Genomic DNA, 18,289 nt, shown 5'->3' with positions numbered 1-18,289 from the left:
CTCACCGCCTAGAGAGGCGTCCCATGATCTCCGACATCATCTCGACCGTTCTCGCGGCCGTCATCGGCAACTACCTGATCAGCTGCTTCGTGCTCGGTCTCATCGTGGCGGTGGTCAAGGTGCTGCGCTGGAGGGGCCCTCGCACCGCATCCGTCATCAGCGGGCTGTTCCTCAACGAGTTCATCCTCTACGCGCTCGGGGTGGCCTTCGCGATCAACTTCGTCATGCACTCCGTCTTCGGCGACTACGCGGCCAAGACGATCGGATGGGCGCAGTCGCCCTTCCAGCTGGAGCTGGCCCTGGCCAGCCTGGGCTTCGCGATCATCGCCTTCGCCGTCTGCGGTCGCCGGGCCCAGTTCAGGGCGAAGGCGGCCGTCGTCGTCGCCGCGTTCGTCTCCGGACTCGGCGACGCCGCGGGCCACGTCTACCAGATGGTGGTCAACGGCGACTACGCGGTGAACAACACCGGCCTGCTCCTCATCGGCGACATCGTGATCAACGTGGTCGGGTTGGCCCTCGTCATCTGGCATGCCGTGGCGCGACGCCGCGATCCCGTCACCGGCACCGATGCCGCCCCGCCACGGAGTGCTGCGGTCGACGAGGCGGTGACGGCCCGATGAGCGGATCTCGATGGGCCTGCGCGGCAGCGGCCGCCACGGCCGTGCTCCTGGCGATCGCGCCCCTGTCGGCGGCGACGGCGGCACCGGGGCCGGGCGAACACGTCGTGACCATGACACCGGAGCTGCAGTCGCGCATCCAGGGGATGGTCGAGGGATTCCTCGTCGACAACCCCTCCGTGCCGGGGATCTCCGTCGCGGTCGTCACCCCCGATCCGGCGGGGACGGATCCCGTGATCACGACGTTCTCCGCCGGCGTCGAGGATCGCACCAGCGGAGCTCCCGTGCAGGCGACCACGCAGTTCGAGCTGGGGTCGGAGACGAAGGTCTTCACCGCCGACCTGCTCGAGTACCTCGTCGACACCGGGACCGTCTCGCTTGACGACCCCATCCAGAAGTACGCTCCGGCCGGAGTCGTCGTCCCCGAGTGGGAGGACCCGGACACCCACGAGAAGACCCCCATCACCTTGCTCGACCTGGCCACCCACACCGCGGGTCTCACCGACGCCCCACCCAACTTCCAGGACGGCTGCCCCGACGCACCGGAGAAGTGCGCCAACCCCAAGCCCGGCTACACGCCGAGCATGCTCTGGGACTCCTTCTCGAAGGACTGCGCCGACACGCGACAGTGCCCCTTGTGGAAGCCCGGCACCGCCTGGAACTACTCCAACTGGGGCTTCGCACTGCTGGGCGACATCGTCGCCGGTCTGGTCACCCCAGGAGCGGTCCCGACAGCACCGACCGGGCCGGGTGAGGTGTTCCAGACCTCCCTCGAGACGACGTTCCTGAATGAGCTCGGCATGACCTCGACTACGGTCGAGTTCCCGGACACCACCCCGGCGACCCCCTACTACGGTGACTCCGAGACCTACCGTTGGGACAACTACAACGCTTACGTGGGTGGCGGCGGCCTGATCTCCGACGCCGACGACATGGGCGCCTACGTCGCGGCGAGCCTCGGGTACCTCCCCGCAGACGTCTCGAGCGGACTCAGAGCGGTCGCGGACAGCGTCTCCCCGGTCCTCCCGATCAGCCAGACCTGCACACCCACCGTCCCGGCCCCCGAGCCGCCCGCACCGCCCACGAACACCTGCGAGAGCGCGGACTTCCACATGGGCCTCGGATGGGAGCGCTATCCCGCACAGGCGAAGGGCATCACCGTGCCCTACGCGCACAAGAACGGCGGAACCGAGGGCAGCAGCACCGACACGCTGCTCGCGCCGAGCCTGCATGTCGGGGTGAGCTCGATGTTCAATCAGAACGAAGCAGGCATCACCCAGCTCGCGCCGCGCATCCTGTCGCTGCTCATCGAAAGCCAGGCCTCGCCGACGCCCACCGCCGATCCGTCCCTCGCGAACACAGGCGTGGGCGCGGTCGGGTCCGGGCTGACCGCAGCGGCCTTCCTGTTCCTGGGCGTCGCCGCGGTCCTGGTCCGGCGCCGCGCAGGCACCCGCAGTTGAGCTCCCTGAGGAGGACCGTGTCCGCTTCCACTCTCTCGCGCCCGCTCTCGCACCGGTATCGCCGAAGTGCCGCGTTGCTGGTCGGCCTCGCGCTGCTCGGATCGAGCGTCGGCGTGGCTCAGGTCGTGAACGGATCACCCGCGGTCGCCGCCGATGCCGATGCCGCCTCTTGCGACGTCGTTCCCAGCACCGCCGCGGGTGCGAGCCCGATCGTGGGCGCCGACCTCGGAGATGAGGACTCGGGGATCTTCGACTTCATCACCTCGGTCGCCTCCAACGCGGTCGCCGACGGAGCGACGGATGGGGCGGGTTGGCTGCTGAGTCTCATGCTCGGCAACGGCGGAGGCGACGGGGACGACAGTGCGCTGCTGGCGAATCAACAGGCTCAGCAGCAGCAGCTCGATGCCATCCAGGCGTCCGTCAATGCGCTCGCCGACCAGCTGACGGACGCCGAGTACGCCATCAAGGCACAACTGACGCAGTCCACCTACGACGAACTCGTCGCCTCGGAGGATCAGAACATCTCCGCCATCCAGGCCAGCGTCCAGGCCGTGTGCAACCTCGCCAGCGAGGCCTCGACCTACAACGTGACGAACCCCTACCTGCCCGACTCCACCGACATCAACACCATCACCACTCTGCGCGACAGCGGCCTGGGCTATCTCGACGATCTCTCCAGCGCTCTCCTGGGCTCCAACGGCGCCGAAGGCATCATCGCCGTGTACCGGCAGGCGGTGTGGGATGGCGCCACCATCTCCGCATCCTCACCCCCTTCGCAGTCGACCTGGACGAGCGCGTACCTCGATGCCATGCACGCGCTCCTCGACTACTACGTCAACCTGTCAGGACAACTGTTCAACGCCTACGCGGAAGCCGTCCACTGGCAGAACGCAGCGTCCCCCGGGGTCGATGCCCTGGCCCCCGACAACTCGGACAAGATCGGTCAGTTCTACACTCAACTGCAGCTGGACATCCTCGCGTGGACCGACGCTGCGACCAGCAACCTCCCCACCATCCCCGACGGCACGGCGATCGACTTCAAGTCCGGCTCGAACGGGGTCTACAACCTGTGGACGACCGAGCCCGTGCAGGATCTGGGCACGAACTCGAACCAGTTCTGCCTCACTCCCGCGTCTTTGTGCGTCTACAACGTGTGGGAAGCATCCGCGAGCCCCTCATCCGTGGTGTCCACCACCATCGTGCCCAGCGTCATCCCGGTATCGAACCTGCTCACGACCGACCCTCTGGGATTGACCGGGTGGCGAGTCCCGTCCGCCGCCGATTGGCAGAGCTGGGTCGCGCCGGCCTACAGCGGCACGGGACCGACCACGGTCCTGTCCGGCCTCGACCCGAACAGCGGAGTCGCCGCGTGGGCTGCTGCTGAACAGATCCCGGTACTCGAAGCGCAATCGTTCACCGTCCCCGAAGGCGGGCCGATCGCCACCATTCCGCCCGTATTGGTCGACGGGGACTCCGATTCCGTCTACAGCTTCAACAACCCCGCGTCGGCATCACCGACCACCATGACACCGGCCACCGGAACCGGCTACGCCGGGCAGCTCGTCCTGGTCAGCTCGCTGACGGCAGCCCCGCCAGACCTCCCCGCAACGGTGCCCACCACGACGACGACTCCGACATCGGAAGGACGTCTCAGCATCTCCGCCGGCAGCCCCTCCGCCCAGGACTCCACCGCGACGGTGGCCGCCGCTGAAGCGCTGGGAACCACCGGGACGCTCTTCCAGTGGACGACCTTCTCGTCCGCGAGCTCCTGCTCGACGAACGGTTTCACCCAGCCCGCGGGCGCGAACGCAGTGCGAGTGACGGTCACGGGCGGCACGGGCGGCGGAGGCTGGGCGGGCGGAGGCCACAACGCCGGTGGAAGCGGCGCCCAGGTCAGCGCGGTCCTCCCTCTCTCGGCTGGAGCCACGATCTACGCTCAGGTGGGCGCCAATGGTGGAGACGGCTACCAGAACGGCGACAACGGCGAAGGCAACACCTACTGGGCTCCGGGCGGTGGCGGGTTCGGGGGCGGCGGGCCAGGGGGCCAGACCATCCCGACCGGGTCGATCTTCGCCGGCGCCGGAGGCGGGGGCGGGGGCTTCTCCGGGATCAGCGCCGACGCTGGATGCTCGCAGTGGCTGACCATCGCCGGTGGCGGCGGAGGGGCAGGCGGCATGTACAACCACAGCAGCGGCAGCGATGGCGGCAACGGATGCGTCCAGACCGGATGCGCGGGACAGACCCTCGACAAGGTCGGTGACGACACCGGCGGAGGTACCGGCGGCAACCTCATCTCCGCGGGCTCTGCGGGCGAGCACGACGGAAACTACGCCGGGTCGGGCACGAACGGTGGACGCTTCACGGGCGGGACCGGCGGCGTAGGAGGAAATGCCAGCAGCAATCCCTTCCACGACTGGGGAGGCGGCTCAGGCGGTGGCGGTGGCGGAGGCTGGGGCAGCGGTGGCGGAGGTGGCGGCTCCACCGGTGACTACGCGGGCGCAGGCGGAGGCGGAGGCGGCAGCTACCTCGCCTCCGGCGTCGCGCAAGCCAGCTTCACCACCTCCGACGCCGGTCCCTCGGTCAGCATCCAGCCCGTCCTCGGCGACGAGTACGCCATCACGCAGACGGACGGACACCGCTGGATCGCGCCTGACAACGGCGCCGGGCAGCCGATCACCTCAATCAACCCGTTCATCTGGTCCGACCTGGAGGAATGGGCCCTGCTTCCCGTGACCCCCGGAGCGGATTCCTACCAGATCGCCAACGGACCAGCCGCCCTCTGCGCGTCGTCGACCGGCGGCGCTCTCACCGGGGAGCCCTGTGCCTATCCCGCGAGTGCGCCGAGCTCGCAACAGGACTGGACCTTCCAACCCCAAGCGGGAGCCCTCGCGATCCTCGACGACCAAGGCGACGCCGCGTTCGGGGCGGGAGCTTCACCCGCCTCCATCACCTTCGGTCCCTGGCAGGACGTGAACTGGAGCACGTGGAACCTCACGCTCAGCCCCGACACCATCTGGGCCGCCCCGGGCGCCCCCAGCCCGCTCGGTGACGTCGACGCATCCGAACCCAGCCCACCGGCGGCCACTCCGGCCGCCCCGGGATCGACCGCGGCAGCCGCGTCCGGAGCCACGCAGCTGGCCGCCACCGGTACGACGTCGATCCCCCTCATCCTCGCGCTCGCGCTCATCGCCACCGCCGGGGGGATGGTCGTCGTCGTAGGGCTCAGGCACTCGCCGCGGCACAGGAGGACTTAGCCGGCCCGCAGGGCGAGGTGCTCCTCGCGCAGGATCGCCCACACCTGCTTGTCGTGGAAGACGCCGCCGTTCAGCCACGCGCCGCGCAGGGTGGCCTCGAACCGCATCCCCACCCGCTGCGCCACCGCCGCACTGCGGACGTTGTCGGCTCGACACCTCCACTCGGCGCGATGGAGCCCGCGCTCGATCAGCGCCCAGTCGAGGAGCGCGTTCACGGCGGGGGTGACGAGTCCCTGCCCCTCGGCCGCCGGCTCGAGCCAGCAGCCGATCTCGCACACCCCGGCCGCCGCGCTGAAGCTCACGAACATCACCCCGCCCCGCAGCACGTCGTCGACCCAGATCCCGTAGAGGCGCCCTCCGTCGGCGGCCGCCGATGTCGCGTAGCGGGTGATCGTCGCGGCGGCACCCTCGACGGTGTCCGTCACGAACGCGGGCCCGACCCAGGGGCGGATGTGCTCCCGCGCGCGGTCGAGGTGCGTCGCGAACTCCTCCGCGTGCCAGATCTCGAGGGGTCGCAGGGAGGCCGAAGGGCCGAGGTCGAGTCGGAACATGGGACCAGCATGACGGAGACACTGCACTCCGAGACGTCCCACACGACCAGCGCCTCCGACTGACCCCTCCGCCGCGCGGCCCAGGTCTCCCGCGCGGGGACCGGCCGGAGCCGGAGGTCACCCCCCTGCGAGAGACGTTACGGTCGAAGGATGGCGAGCATCACCTACCCGAGGGCGCTCCGCCCGGGCGCCCGGGTGGAGGTGCCGGCGCCGTCGATGGGGGTCCCCGCCCACCTTCTCCCGCGGTTGCGTGCGGCGGTCGAGGCGCTCACGGCGGGCGGGCTCGACGTCCACGTGCGTCCTCATGCCCTCGTCGACGGCCTCACCCCGGCATCCGCAGATGCCCGCGCTGAGGACCTGCACGCCGCCTTCGAGGAGGCGGCGGTCGTCCTCCCACCGTGGGGCGGTGAGCTCGCGATCGAGCTGGTCGAGCTTCCTCCGGGGAGCGCGTTCGAGCAGCGCAGCGCGCCTCGCCGGCGCAGCCGACCCTGGGGCGCGTGGGAGGACGAGCCGCTCGACCGCGATCGCGCGTACGACACCCCCACTCGGTGGCGGGCACTCGACGGCACGGACGACGTGGCGATGCGCGGCCGCCTGATCGGCGGCTGCCTCGAGACGGTGTCCCTGCTCGCCGGGACCCCCTACGGGGACGTGCCCGGTTTCGCACGGAGATACGCCCCCGAGGGGACGATCGTCTACCTCGAGGCGGCCGAGTCCGGGTCGATCGCCGTCCTGCGGATGCTCACGTCACTGCGCCTCGCGGGCTGGTTCGACGACGCGAACGGCATCCTCATCGGCCGCACCGAGGGCGCGGCGGTCCCGGAGCTGAGCCAGGAGGATGCGGTCCGACGCGCGCTGGGCGACCTCGATCTCCCGGTGATCCTCGACGTCGACACCGGACATCAACCACCGCAGCTGCCGCTGGTCAACGGCGCTCTCGCGGAGGTCCGCCTCGACGGCGCCGCGGGGACGATCGTGCAGCACCTGATCCCGTGAGGTGACCGGCGCTCCGACAGGTCAGCGGGCGGTGACGACGGCCTCGCTGCGGGAGCCGCCGGTGCGGATCTCGTCGCTCCACGCCAGCGCGATCCCGAGTCGGCCGGAGAGCAGGCCCCGGTACTCCTCGCGTCGCGCCGGGTCCTCGTAGACCTGGGCCGGACGGACGCGCTCGGTCGCGCAGAACGCGGCCAGCGCGCCGGCCGCCTCACCGATCGACCACTCGACGGGGTGCAGGCGGTAGGCGCCGTTCGTGATGTGCGTCGTCCCGATGTTCTTGTTCGCGGCCAGGAGGTTCTCCGTGTCCACCGGGAGGAGCGCGCCGAGCGGGATCTGGAAGGGGAAGCAGTCGATGTCGACGTAGGTGCGGCCTCCCGTCGACGGATGCAGGTCGATCCGGTAGAAGCCGATGCCGACGCTGTCGTCGAAGAGGGCGGATCCGGCGCCGTCGCCCCGCATCTCACGACCGATGTGCCCCTCGGTCACCGTGAAGCGGGCCTTGATGCGGCGGGACTCGCGCACGTACACGGCCTTCGCCAGGCCGTCGGTGGTTCCGAGCACGTCGCCGCGGAGCGCGAGCTCCGGGTACCCCTCACCCCCGTCGGTCCGTGGCGCCTCGGTCTGGATCCAATGGACGAACGACAGCGTCAGCTCCCGCGCCTCGGCCATCGCCAGCCTCTGAGCCGAGGGCGTCACCCCGATCAGCGGCCGGTCCCAGTAGTCGACCTGCGGCCAGTTGACGAGCGTGACGTCGTGGCCGGCCCAGTCCTCGTGCATCATGCGACGAGCGAGGATGCGGCGGTAGTGCCAGAGATCGAGGTCGTCCCCGTCGATCGCGTCGGTGGGGCGCCCGGCGAAGATCGGCCGCTCGCGGCGCTCGAGGGTGATCGGATCGACGTCCTCCCACGACAGCTGAGGCCCCGGCCAGAACGAGGGGACCGTGGTCCGCCAACGGTCGTACCCCTCGGGACGCGCGATGACGTGCGATTCGCCCGGTCGGAGCTCCAGGGCCGCACACCAGGTGACGGCCTGCTGGTCGTCGGGTCGCGCCTCGGCGGGGGCGTGGAGCTCGCCGGTGTCGCCGACGCCCTCGGCGCCCACGACGTGAGCGACGTCGCCGAGCTCGAGGAGGTCGCCCAGCTCGGTCGCATCCGCCACCAGCTCCGCCTCGACGAGCACCTCGTCGCCGGTGCGGAGGTCGCGCAGCAGCACGCCGGTGATGCGGTCGCCCTCCCGGTGGACCTCGATCGGCTCGTGCTCGGTGAGCACGGTGAGGAGCCCCGAGGCCTCGAGAGGCGACGTCATCTCGCGCACCGCGAGGTGGGCGACGCGGGGCTCCGCGCAGAGGCGCGACACGAATCCCGCGCCCGGGTTGAGGGCGACCGTGGTCCGCGCGCGCTCGGTCAGCGGGTACTCGCGGCGGTAGTGGTCGCGGATCCGGTCGCGCAGCTCGGAGTAGCTCGGCGAGATGCGCTGGCGGTCGATCCACTCGTGCTCGTCCGGGGGCACTCCCTGGCTCGTGAGCTGCCCGCCGAGCCAGTCGGTGGCCTCGGTGAGCACCACGGGGAGGCCGAGCCGTGCGGCGGTGACGGCCGCGGCGGTGCCGCCGAGCCCTCCCCCGATGACGGCGAACGGGACGCGGAGATGGCGTGTGGGCATGGGGTGTCGATCCTTCTGGTGGAGACGGGCGCTCGGGTGAGACGGGCGGATGCGGTGGGAGGCTGCGCGCTGGTCAGCCCTTGACGCCGCCGTCCGAGAGCCCGGAGATGAAGCTGCGCTGGTTGAAGAGGAAGACCACCAGCACCGGGAGCGTGGCGATGACGGTGCCGGCCATGAGCGGTCCGTACTGGACGTTGCCGCTGCCGAGGAACCGGGCGAGGGCGAGCTGCACGGTCTGCACCTCCTGCGAGCTCGTCACCACCAGCGGCCAGAGGAAGTCGTCCCAGACGCCGGTGAACGAGAAGATCGCGACCACCGCGATGAGCGGCTTGGCGAGCGGGAGGTAGACGCTGAAGAAGATCCGCAGCTCCCCCGCCCCGTCCATCCGCGCCGCCTCACCCATCTCCAGCGGCGCCGACAGGAAGAACTGACGCGCCAGGAAGATGTTCATCGGCATCACGATGTAGGGCAGGATGACGCCGGCGAGCGTGTCGAGCAGCCCGCTGCCTCCGTGACCCAGGATGTCGTTGCCTCCGACCAGCGGGATGCCCCGCGCCATGAGGAACAGCGGGATGAGGGTGACCGAGATCGGGATGGCCGCCGTCGAGATGAGCGTGTAGAAGACGGCGCGATTCCCGGGGAACGGCAGCATCGCGAACGCGTAGCCGGCGAGCACCGCGAGCAGGCAGTTCGTCACGACGGTGACGACGCCGACGATCCCCGAGTTCAGCAGGGCTCGGCCGAGGTCCGCATCCGAGAACGCGGTGCCGTAGTTCTCGAGCGTCGGATGCGCGGGGATGAGCGACACCGACCCGAACGCCTCCGACTCCGGCGTCAGCGAGAGGGAGATCACCCAGGCGAACGGCACCAGCACCAGCACGGTGACCACCATTAGCACGATGATCGAGCCGACGCGGCCCTGGCCCGGCGCGTGGCCCCGGCGCATCCGCCGCAGCGCGCTCGCACGACGGGTCTCGGCGGCGGCGCTCACCGGTTGCGTCCCATCACGCCGCGGATGGTGAGGAGCGAGAAGCCGATGATGAGGGCGAACAGGACGAAGGCCATGGCGGATGCGGATCCCATCGAGTTGTACTGGAACGCCTCGGTGTAGATGAGGTAGTTCACGGTCGTCGTGCTCCCGAGCGGACCGCCCTGCGTGAGCACGTAGATCTCGGCGAAGCCCTGAGCGAGGTAGATGATGTCCATCGCGATGACGTAGACGAGCATGGGCCGGAGTCCCGGGAGCGTCACGTACCGGAAGGTCGCCCAGCGACCGGCCCCGTCGACCCGCGCCGCCTCGTAGAGGTCGCGCGGGATGGACTGGAGCCCCGCGAGCAGGAGGACCATGTTGCTGCCGAGCGCCTTCCAGATGCGCATGGCCGAGACCGCGTTCAGAGCGGAGTCCGAGTCCAGGAGCCAGCTCTGCGCCGGGGCGCCGAACCAGCCGAGCACCTCGTTGAACAGGCCCGTCTGCGAGTACATCCAGAGCCACACCATGCTCACCGCGGTGAGCGAGACGATGTGCGGCACGTACAGCGCCGACCGGAAGAGCCCGACGCCCTTGAAGGGGCGGTTGACCAGGATCGCGAGGCCGAGGGCCAGGATCACGGTGATCGGGAGCACCTGCAGCACGTAGCGGCCGGTGACGAGGAGCGCGGAGCCGAAGTCCGCGTCGCTCAGCAGGTCGGTGTAGTTCTCGATCCCCGTGAACACCGGGCCGGAGCGGCTCAGCGGGCTGTACTTCGTGAACGAGAGGACGAGGCCGTACAGCACCGGCACGAGCTGGAAGATGACGATGTACAGGCCCGCGGGCAGGACGAAGAGCAGTCCGATGAGGGCGGTGCGGCTCCACCGCCGTCGCTTCCGGACGCCCCCGGGCTCAGGGGACGTCCTCCCGGCGGGCGGGGAGTCCACGTCCGCCGGGAGGATCACTGTCGTGGCCATGCGTGTGCTCTCTCTCAGCCGTTCGCGGCGAGGATCTTGTCCGCCTCGTCCGCGGCGTCCTTCAGCACCGAGGTCGAGTCGGCGACGCCGTTGAGTCCGCGCTCGAGCTGCTTGTCGAGCGCGTCGCGCACCTGCACCCAGCCCACGACGTTCGGGTTCGCGTGGAGGTGAGACGACTCCTGGAGGAACATCGTGATGATCGCGCTGTTCTTCGCGTAGTCGCTGTCGGCCGCCGAGGCCCGCACCGGGATGGTTCCGGTGCCCTGCGTGTACTCGGTGCTGATGTCGGGCGAGAGCATGAACTGGATGAAGCTCCACGCGAGATCGGCGTCGGGTGCGTCGGCGTTGATCATCAGGCCCGGTCCGGCACCGCCGAACGCGGCGGGCTCGCCGCCCTCGAACGAGAGCGCCGGCATGACCCGCAGGTCGCGGCCGGGCGACGCGTCGACGATCTGCTGCATCATCGACGGGGCCTGCACGGTCATCGCCGCGGTGCCCTGCACGAGCGGCTGCTGCGCGGCGGGGGCGTTGAGGTAGTCCTCGCCGAGGTTCGCCGAGACGGCGTCGTCGCCGGTGTACAGGCTCGTGAAGAAGTCGAGCGCGGCGGCGCCCTCGTCGGAGTCGAAGGTCGCCTCGGTGCCCTCGTCGTTCACCAGCGAGCCGTCCTGTCCGAACAGGAAGGTCGCGAACGACTGCTGGCGCGCGATCGCCTGGCTCGGGGTGAGGAACCCGGAGCGGGTGATCGTGCCGGAGGCGTCGCGCTGGGTGAGCTTCTCGGCGGCGGCCTTGAGGTCCTCCCAGGTGCTGGGCGGGTCGTCCGGGTCGAGGCCCGCGGCGCGGAAGGCGTCGGCGTCGTACATGACGAGGTAACCCTGCAGCGACAGCGGCATGAGGTACTGCGCGCCGTCGACCTGCCCGCCGGGGAGCGCGGCCGCGAGGTCGTCGCGGTCCTCCTGGCTGAGCGACGCGACACGGTCGTCCAGGTCGAGGATGCGGCCGTTGGCGACGAAGTCGGCCGTGGCGGCGGGTCCGTGTCCGAAGATGTCGGGGGCGGTGCCGGCGGCGAAGGCCGCGTTGAGCTTCGTCGAGATGTCGCCCCAGTCGACGTAGGTGACGTCGACCGTGGCGCCGGTCTCCTCCTCGAAGGCGGGGACGATCGTGTTCGTCACGAGGTCGATCTCGGTCTGATTGTTGCCGGGCAGCCAGACGCTCAGCGTCTTGTCGCCGCCTGCGCCGGAGTCGTCGCTGGTGGCGCATCCGCCGAGGGCCGCCGCGATGGCGCCGACGGCGGCGACCGCGGTGATCCGGGCGGCGAGGCGCGCCGTGCGGCGCCGGGAGAGGGAGTGAACGTCCATGTTGTCTCCTTATTCGTATTAGCTAGAGGGTCTGCGGAAGGGATGTCGTGCGGTGGCGACGTCAGCGAGCGGTCGGGAGGGCGGCGGCCGCGGGAGCAGCGACCGTACTCGCCTCCGGCGGCTCGCACGGGAGAGGCGTGACGAGATGATCGGTCGGCTCCCCGTCGATCACGGCGAGGAGCAGCTCGACGGCGCGGCACCCGAGCTCGCGGCGCGGCACCCGCACATGGCTGAAGGCGTCGCCGCGGGGGTCGGAGTCCAGGCTGATGACCGACAGGTCGGCGGGCGCGGAGAGACCGGCCTCGTCCAGAGCCTCGGCGAGGGCGCGGGCGAGGTCGAAGGTCTCGACGACGATCGCCGTCGTCCCTCCGCCGACGACCTCGGCCAGCCACGACGCCGTCACGGCGTCGACCTCGCGGACGTCGACCTCGAAGGTGGGCCGGTCGGAGGCGGCGATCTCCTCCACGGCGGCGCGGAAGCCGTCGAGGCGGTCCTGCTGCGCGAGACCCCGGAGCGGGGCGGCGAGGTAGGTGATGCGATGGTGGCCGGCATCCGTCAGCAGCGCGACGACGGGATGCATGGCCGCGGCGTAGTCCGCGGTGACGAAGGGGATGTCGACACCCTCGACCTTCCGGCGCCCGACGAAGACGAAGGGGAAGCCCTCCTCGGCGAGACGGCGGATCTCGTCGTCGTTCTTCTCGAAGCCGAGGATGACCGCGCCGTCGGCGAGCCGCATCCGGTTGCTCCCGGATCCGTAGATGCTGCGTGTGCCGTCGGGCTTCTGCGTGGAGGCGAACAGGACGAGGTCGAGGTCGGAGGCGACCGCCTGCTCCTCGATGCCGTTGAGGAACTCGCGGTAGTAGTCGTCCGGCGCCGTCGGGAACACCCGCTCGAAGGTGTGGACGCCGATGAGCCCGCTGCGGCCGCCGCGAAGCGACTGGGCGGCGACGTTCGGCACGTAGCCGAGCTCGGCCATGGCCTCGCGGATGCGGGCCTGAGTCGTCTCGGGGATGCGGTTTGCTCCCGCCCGGCCGTTGAGCACCATCGACACCGTGGCCTGGGACACGCCCGCGAGGCGGGCGATGTCGCTCTGGCGGGCGATGCGAGGACGGGTCACGGTGTCTCCTTCGACGACTGAGGCGACTATAGGCGCTGATACGTATAACCCGCAAGTGCTTCGAAGCGCTTGTCGTTATACGTATAAGCGACTACGAACGGAGGTGACCCATTCCGGTTCAAGGAGGAACCCATGAGGATACGACGACTCGCGCTCGCCACGATGACGGCGCTGGCACTCGCGGCGGGGGTGCTCGTCGCCACTCCGGCGCCTGCCGCACACGCCGCAGGCACGACCTACTACGTCGACGCCACCGGCGGATCCGACACCAACACGGGCACGAGCGAGAGCGCCGCCTGGAAGTCGCTCGCGAAGGTGAACGCCCTCACGGCGAGCGCCGGCGACCGCATCCTGCTGAAGGCCGGGAGCACCTGGACGAACCAGTACCTCGATCTCAAGGGCTCCGGGAGCCCGACCGCTCCGGTCCTCGTCGGACGGTACGGGACCGGGGCGAAGCCGCGCATCGACTTCGGCAACACCTCGGTCGGCGGTGAGGGCTTCGGCGTCCGCGTGACGAACGGGTCGTGGTGGACGATCTCCGACCTCGAGATCACGAGCGGCCAGCAGCCCACCTCCCTGCGGCGGAACGGCATCCTCATCCTCGGCGCGGGCTCGGGCGGGGGCGCCTTCAGCGGCATCACGATCCTGAACAACGACATCCACGACGTCTTCGGCAAGGACCGTCGCACGGGCGGGATCAACCTGCACGCCCGTCAGTCCGCGGCGAGCGACCCCGAGAGCACCTGGGACGGCGTGCTCATCCAGGGCAACACGGTCGACAACGTCGCCGACACCGGCATCCAGACGATGACCGACGCCTTCCTCGCCGGCTCCAGCTGGGTGCACACGCACGACGCGTTCACGAACGTGGTGATCCGCGGCAACACCGTGACGCGCATCCACCGCGACGGGATCCTCGTGCGCGCCGGGGTGGGACCGCTCGTCGAGTACAACACGACCGACCGGATCGGGAAGTACACGACCGTCGACACCTCCGTCGTGACCTACCTCCCGGCCGTCAGCGTCGTGGCGGCGCAGTGGGCGTACTACACGTCGGGGGCGGTGTTCCAGTACAACGAGGCGTCGCGCACGCGCCGGATCGACGGGGACGGCCAGCCGTGGGACTTCGACGTCGAGGTGACCGACAGCGTCTACCAGTACAACTACAGCCACGACAACGAGGGCGGCACGCTCCTCATGATGGACCACACGGCGGACAACGTCTTCCGCTACAACATCTCGCAGAACGACCTCGACCGCTCCGGCGGCGCCTTCAGCATCCCCTTCGGCGGCGGCGCCCTCACCGTGTACAACAACACCTTCTACCGATCGGCGGGCCAGACGGGCCTGCTCACCACGTCGAACTCGGCGGGCGTCGCGACGCACACGAACAACGTGTTCGTCAACGCGGCGTCGGGCACGTACGCGGTCGGCGGCGGGGCCGTCTACTCGAACAACACGTTCTTCGGCGCGAACTCCTCAGCGGCTCCCCACACGGGCAAGCTGACGAGCGATCCGCTCCTGGCGGCTCCCGGGACGGCGACCTCGATCGCCGACGCGGCGGCCGCGTACACGCTCGGCTCCACCTCGCCCTCACGGGACTCGGGCGCGACGATCACCTCGAACGGCGGGCTCGACTTCTCCGGCCGTCAGGTGCCGCAGGGCTCGGGTCCCGACCGGGGCGCGGTGGAGGGCTCCCCCGCCTCGATCCTGTCCTCCGAGACGTTCGAGAGCGGCGGATTCGGCGGGTGGGCCGCCGTCACCGGGACGTGGACCGTCGGCGGACAGCCGGGGGCGCTGAGGCAGGCGTCGACGTCCGGCGAGGCGATCGCCACGACAGGGTCGACCGCGTGGACCGACTACACGCTGTCGGCGCGGATGGCCGTGGGCACCGCGAACGGGAACGCCGGGGTGCTGCTGCGCTACACGGACAGCTCGAACTTCCTCCTGCTGCGCGTGAACCTCGCGACCTCCGCGCTCGAGCTGTACTCGAAGGTGGCGGGCACGCTCACCCTCGTGGCGAGCGCCCCCGTCAGTGTGCCGACCGGCCGCCTGGTGTCGCTGCGCGCCGACGTGCGCGGAAGCACGGTGACCGGATGGCTGAACGGCTCGCCGCTCCTCACCTGGACGAACCCGGTCGCTCAGCTCACCGCGGGCAAGGTGGGGGTGCGCACCGCCTCCTCCGCCGCCGTGTTCGACGAGGTCGTCGTGCGCGGGTAGTGCCCGCGGCGCGGGCGTGGAGGGCCGGGCGGACGTCGTCGGTGATGAGTGCGGCGAGGTCGTCAGCGCAGGGAACGGGCCGCACGACTCCGACGGCGGAGCGCGACGCGGGCGCCCGCCCCCGCGACCACGAGGAGCACAGCCGACGCCATCAAGGCGCCCGGGTCGCCCATGCCGGTCGCAGCGAGCGCTGCGGCTCCGCCCGAGTCGCTCCCGCCCGGTTCCACCGGACCGGGGACGGGAGCGGGCGCTGGGCCGAGCGCCAGGAGCGTGCCCACCGCATCCGCGAGCCCGGCACCGACGAAACGGCTGCGATCGACGTCGGCCGGCATCACCGTCGAGTAGGCGTCGGGGCGTGCGGCCGAGGTGAGCGCGGCGGTCAGGTCGGCGACGCCTGTCCCGGGAGCGTGCTGCAGCGCCAGGGCGAGCACGCCGGCGATGCTCGGTGCCGCCGCCGAGGTGCCGTAGAAGACGTCGCCGCCGGCGAGGTCGAAGGAGATGGGGACCCCATCCACACCCGCCACGGTCGGGCCGGGGACGGTGACGAGCGAGCCGGACACGCTCCTCAGCGCCGGCCCGCCCGATGAGAACGTCTCGAGCTCGAACGTGCTGCTGTCGACGGCCGCCACCCGGATGGCGGCCGGGTTGGCGTTGTGGCCGGACATCGATCCACCGACCGCGACCTCGTCGGTGGACTGGGGGTACTCGATGTCGCGGGCGACGAGAGCCGCGCCACCGGGCACGATTTCGAGCACCCACTGAAGCGGAGGCGACCCGACGGCATCGGGGCTGTCGCCCTCGAGCACGATGCTCACCGAGACGTCGGCGGGCGCCGTCCTGTCGAGGTTGACGAGACCGGCGGGGATGACGGGAGCACTCGGGTCGGGGCGAGGAACCGGATGCACGCTGCCGTCTGCGAACGTGAGGACGTAGCCGATGTTCGCGCTGCCGACCCAGCTCAGCTGGCCGGTCATGGACCCGGCGGCCGGGAGCGACACCCGCATCGCCGGATCCTCCGACCCCGCGGCCGGGTCGAAGTCGATGCAGGAGACGTCGTCGGGGTAGGCGGCGCTGACGTCATCGGGGCACGAGATCCAGTGGTAGCTCTCGGACGCCCAGCCGGCGATCGGGTAGCCCGCGCTGGGGGTGCCCGCCGCTCCCAGGACGTTGTCGTTGCCCGCAGCGGTGACGTACGTCACCCCGGAATCGACCGCGGCCTGGATGGCGGCGTCGGCCGCGTTGCTGATGATCGGATGCTCGTCGGTGCTCTGGATGTCATCGACGATCACATCGACCCCCCGCCCCACGAGCAGCTCGATCGCCGTCGCGAGCCCCTCCGCGCCACCTCCCTGGGGCGAGGCGAAGAAGAGCTCGGCACCCGGCGCGATCCCGTGCACCACCTGCGCCATCGCCCGGCCTTCGTCGTCCTCCGACGACAGGCCGTCGCGGACGACGGTCACGGGCGTGGTGTATCCGCAGGGGTTGCCGGGGCCCGGCAGAGCGCCGCTCAGCACGTCGTCGGCGGCGGTGGGGACCGCCGCCGTGTTGAACGAGTTCGAGATGACGCCCACCTTGACGCCCGAGCCGTCGACGCCGAACAGCGCACGCGCCTCGTCGGCATCGAGCGCCGCCGAGGCGACCGACGGCGCACAGCCCGGTGTGGCCCCGTTGCTCGCGTCCTCCGCCCATGCCGCCGGCGTGACGAGGGCCGTGCCCGCGCACACCGCGAGTGCGGCGATCGCCGACAGCGCTCCGATTCGACGCCCCATGGTGACCTCTCTCGTCCAGCGCTCACTGTAGTGGAGGTGGTCGCTCACGTCGCGCCGAGGGCGCGTTCCCGCGTCGCGGCTCAGGCGTCGAGCTGGGCGATGCGGCGGGCCAGCGCGGTCCGCCGTCGGCGCGAGTGCAGCACCGCCCGGATCGCGCCGTCGCGCAGGCCACGCAGGATCGGGCCACGGAGGGTGGCCATCCGCGTCATGCGGTCGGTGAGGGCGATCACCCGGCGGGCGGCCGGACGTCGCAGCCGCTCGTACTGCGCGAGCGCATCCGCCCCTCTCTCGCCTCCGAGGACATCGGCGAGCAGACCACCGAGCAGCACGGCATCCTGGATGCCGAGGTTCATCCCCTGCCCGCCCGCCGGGCTGTGGACGTGGGCGGCGTCACCGGCGAGGAAGACGGCGCCGTCGCGGTAGGTCGCGGCCAGGCGATGAGCGACGCGGAAGCGCGAGCCCCAGACGAGCGAGTCGACCACCGCTCCGCCCGGGCCGCGCTCGTCGAGGATGTGCTGGACGTCCGCCACGGTGGGCTGGGCGGGGGCCTCGTCCATGGTCGCGACGATGCGGTGGCGCCCGCCGGGGAGCGGTGCGACGACCACGAGACCCCGCGTCGCGAGGAACAGCTGCACCTCGTCTGCGGGAAGCGACCAGCGCAGGACGACGTCCGCGAGGACGAAGGAGGCGGCGTACTCCGAGCCGTCGAACGCGATCCCCCGCTCCTGACGGACACGACTCCGGCTCCCGTCCGCGCCGATGACGAAGCGGGCGGCGACCTGCTCGTGCGTGCCGTCCGGATGGCGGAGGACGGCGACCTCGCCTGCGCCGCCGGCCACGCCTGCGCCGCCTTCGCCGCCTGCGCCGCCTTCGCCGCCGGAGTTCGCTCTCATGAACGTGTCGAGCTCGACCTCCCTCTCCACCTGACCACCGAGCTCCGCGAGCGCGGCGTGGAGCAGCTCCTCGGTGCGCGCCTGGGAGAGCATGAGGGTGTACGGGTACGGGGTGCGGAGTCCGCGGAAGTCGAGGCGGGCGAGCGTCCGCCCGCCGTCGCGCACCGTGAAGTCGGGCACGACGACACCCTCGCCTACGAGCGTCGCCGCCATGTCGATCGATTCCAGCACCTCGAGGGTCCGCGCGTGGATGACGGCGGCGCGCGACGTGGTCGCGCCCTGCGGAGCGGCGTCGACGATGCGCACGCTCGCGCCCCGACCGCGGAGCGTCACGGCCGCGGCGAGACCGACGGGCCCCGCCCCGACGATGAGCACGTCGATCGGGCCACGAGCCGGTTCGGATCCAGAAGTCATCATGCGTTGACAATCTCATCGGTGACCTCAAAAGTCAACG

General features: G+C 70.8%; 13 protein-coding genes. 5 read left to right on the top strand and 8 right to left on the bottom strand.

Features of this window, described 5'->3' with window-relative positions:
* Nucleotides 1-23 precede the first annotated feature (23 nt).
* From IEX69_RS12575 to IEX69_RS12565, 3 genes are read left to right on the top strand one after another with little or no spacing between them, the layout of a single operon-like run.
* The gene (locus tag IEX69_RS12575; protein WP_174604351.1) at nucleotides 24-620 is read left to right on the top strand and encodes a DUF6790 family protein; all 597 of its coding nucleotides are present in this window, start codon (nucleotides 24-26) and stop codon (nucleotides 618-620) included.
* On the top strand, nucleotides 617-2,077 hold the full coding sequence (locus IEX69_RS12570; protein WP_174604350.1) for a serine hydrolase domain-containing protein: 1,461 nt from the start codon (nucleotides 617-619) through the stop codon (nucleotides 2,075-2,077). Before IEX69_RS12575 ends, IEX69_RS12570 begins: the two co-directional genes overlap by 4 nt.
* Before the next feature lie 17 nt (nucleotides 2,078-2,094).
* Nucleotides 2,095-5,331 (top strand): hypothetical protein, encoded by a 3,237-nt coding sequence (locus tag IEX69_RS12565; RefSeq protein WP_188760947.1) that lies wholly within the window; start codon nucleotides 2,095-2,097, stop codon nucleotides 5,329-5,331.
* On the opposite strand, the gene IEX69_RS12560 is transcribed toward IEX69_RS12565, so the two are convergent.
* Complete coding sequence (locus IEX69_RS12560) at nucleotides 5,328-5,882, bottom strand: GNAT family N-acetyltransferase (RefSeq protein WP_085017675.1); 555 nt, start codon at nucleotides 5,880-5,882, stop codon at nucleotides 5,328-5,330. The two genes, IEX69_RS12565 and IEX69_RS12560, sit on opposite strands and share 4 nt — an antisense overlap.
* A gap of 150 nt (nucleotides 5,883-6,032) precedes the next feature.
* On the opposite strand from IEX69_RS12560, the gene IEX69_RS12555 reads away from it, so the two are divergent.
* Nucleotides 6,033-6,878: an LD-carboxypeptidase gene (locus IEX69_RS12555; RefSeq protein ID WP_085017674.1), complete on the top strand. Its 846-nt coding sequence runs from the start codon at nucleotides 6,033-6,035 to the stop codon at nucleotides 6,876-6,878.
* Between the two features lie 21 nt (nucleotides 6,879-6,899).
* On the opposite strand, the gene IEX69_RS12550 is transcribed toward IEX69_RS12555, so the two are convergent.
* From IEX69_RS12550 to IEX69_RS12530, 5 genes are all read right to left on the bottom strand, one after another.
* A complete protein-coding gene (locus IEX69_RS12550) occupies nucleotides 6,900-8,537 on the bottom strand; it encodes an FAD-dependent oxidoreductase (RefSeq protein ID WP_085017673.1) in 1,638 nt (545 codons plus the stop codon).
* A gap of 73 nt (nucleotides 8,538-8,610) precedes the next feature.
* Nucleotides 8,611-9,528, bottom strand: coding sequence for a carbohydrate ABC transporter permease (locus IEX69_RS12545; RefSeq protein WP_085017672.1), 918 nt, complete (start codon nucleotides 9,526-9,528; stop codon nucleotides 8,611-8,613).
* A complete protein-coding gene (locus tag IEX69_RS12540) occupies nucleotides 9,525-10,481 on the bottom strand; it encodes a carbohydrate ABC transporter permease (protein ID WP_085017671.1) in 957 nt (318 codons plus the stop codon). The genes IEX69_RS12545 and IEX69_RS12540 overlap by 4 nt, the downstream gene beginning before the upstream one ends.
* 14 nt (nucleotides 10,482-10,495) lie before the next feature.
* Nucleotides 10,496-11,836, bottom strand: coding sequence for an ABC transporter substrate-binding protein (locus IEX69_RS12535; RefSeq protein ID WP_085017670.1), 1,341 nt, complete (start codon nucleotides 11,834-11,836; stop codon nucleotides 10,496-10,498).
* A 61-nt stretch (nucleotides 11,837-11,897) separates the two neighbouring features.
* Nucleotides 11,898-12,953, bottom strand: a complete 1,056-nt coding sequence (locus IEX69_RS12530) for a LacI family DNA-binding transcriptional regulator (protein ID WP_085017669.1) — start codon at nucleotides 12,951-12,953, stop codon at nucleotides 11,898-11,900.
* A gap of 132 nt (nucleotides 12,954-13,085) precedes the next feature.
* Here IEX69_RS12530 and IEX69_RS12525 point away from each other — a divergent pair, with 132 nt between their 5' ends.
* The gene (locus IEX69_RS12525; RefSeq protein ID WP_157127043.1) at nucleotides 13,086-15,173 is read left to right on the top strand and encodes a 3-keto-alpha-glucoside-1,2-lyase-like domain-containing protein; all 2,088 of its coding nucleotides are present in this window, start codon (nucleotides 13,086-13,088) and stop codon (nucleotides 15,171-15,173) included.
* A gap of 62 nt (nucleotides 15,174-15,235) precedes the next feature.
* On the opposite strand, the gene IEX69_RS12520 is transcribed toward IEX69_RS12525, so the two are convergent.
* Both IEX69_RS12520 and IEX69_RS12515 read right to left on the bottom strand, forming a co-directional pair.
* Nucleotides 15,236-16,942 (bottom strand): S8 family serine peptidase, encoded by a 1,707-nt coding sequence (locus IEX69_RS12520; protein WP_085017667.1) that lies wholly within the window; start codon nucleotides 16,940-16,942, stop codon nucleotides 15,236-15,238.
* 80 nt (nucleotides 16,943-17,022) lie between these two features.
* Nucleotides 17,023-18,252, bottom strand: coding sequence for an FAD-dependent oxidoreductase (locus IEX69_RS12515; protein ID WP_085017666.1), 1,230 nt, complete (start codon nucleotides 18,250-18,252; stop codon nucleotides 17,023-17,025).
* Nucleotides 18,253-18,289 lie beyond the last annotated feature (37 nt).

It is taken from the genome of Cnuibacter physcomitrellae (assembly GCF_014640535.1).
Lineage (GTDB): Bacteria > Actinomycetota > Actinomycetes > Actinomycetales > Microbacteriaceae > Cnuibacter > Cnuibacter physcomitrellae.
This window is presented reverse-complemented; position numbering and strand designations above follow the sequence as displayed.

Coding starts and splice junctions, on each gene's coding strand:
- IEX69_RS12575 (WP_174604351.1), top strand. CDS start 24: ATGATCTCCGACATCATCTCGACCGTTCTCGCGGCCGTCATCGGCAAC.
- IEX69_RS12570 (WP_174604350.1), top strand. CDS start 617: ATGAGCGGATCTCGATGGGCCTGCGCGGCAGCGGCCGCCACGGCCGTG.
- IEX69_RS12560 (WP_085017675.1), bottom strand. CDS start 5,882: ATGTTCCGACTCGACCTCGGCCCTTCGGCCTCCCTGCGACCCCTCGAG.
- IEX69_RS12555 (WP_085017674.1), top strand. CDS start 6,033: ATGGCGAGCATCACCTACCCGAGGGCGCTCCGCCCGGGCGCCCGGGTG.
- IEX69_RS12550 (WP_085017673.1), bottom strand. CDS start 8,537: ATGCCCACACGCCATCTCCGCGTCCCGTTCGCCGTCATCGGGGGAGGG.
- IEX69_RS12540 (WP_085017671.1), bottom strand. CDS start 10,481: ATGGCCACGACAGTGATCCTCCCGGCGGACGTGGACTCCCCGCCCGCC.
- IEX69_RS12535 (WP_085017670.1), bottom strand. CDS start 11,836: ATGGACGTTCACTCCCTCTCCCGGCGCCGCACGGCGCGCCTCGCCGCC.
- IEX69_RS12525 (WP_157127043.1), top strand. CDS start 13,086: ATGAGGATACGACGACTCGCGCTCGCCACGATGACGGCGCTGGCACTC.
- IEX69_RS12520 (WP_085017667.1), bottom strand. CDS start 16,942: ATGGGGCGTCGAATCGGAGCGCTGTCGGCGATCGCCGCACTCGCGGTG.
- IEX69_RS12515 (WP_085017666.1), bottom strand. CDS start 18,252: ATGATGACTTCTGGATCCGAACCGGCTCGTGGCCCGATCGACGTGCTC.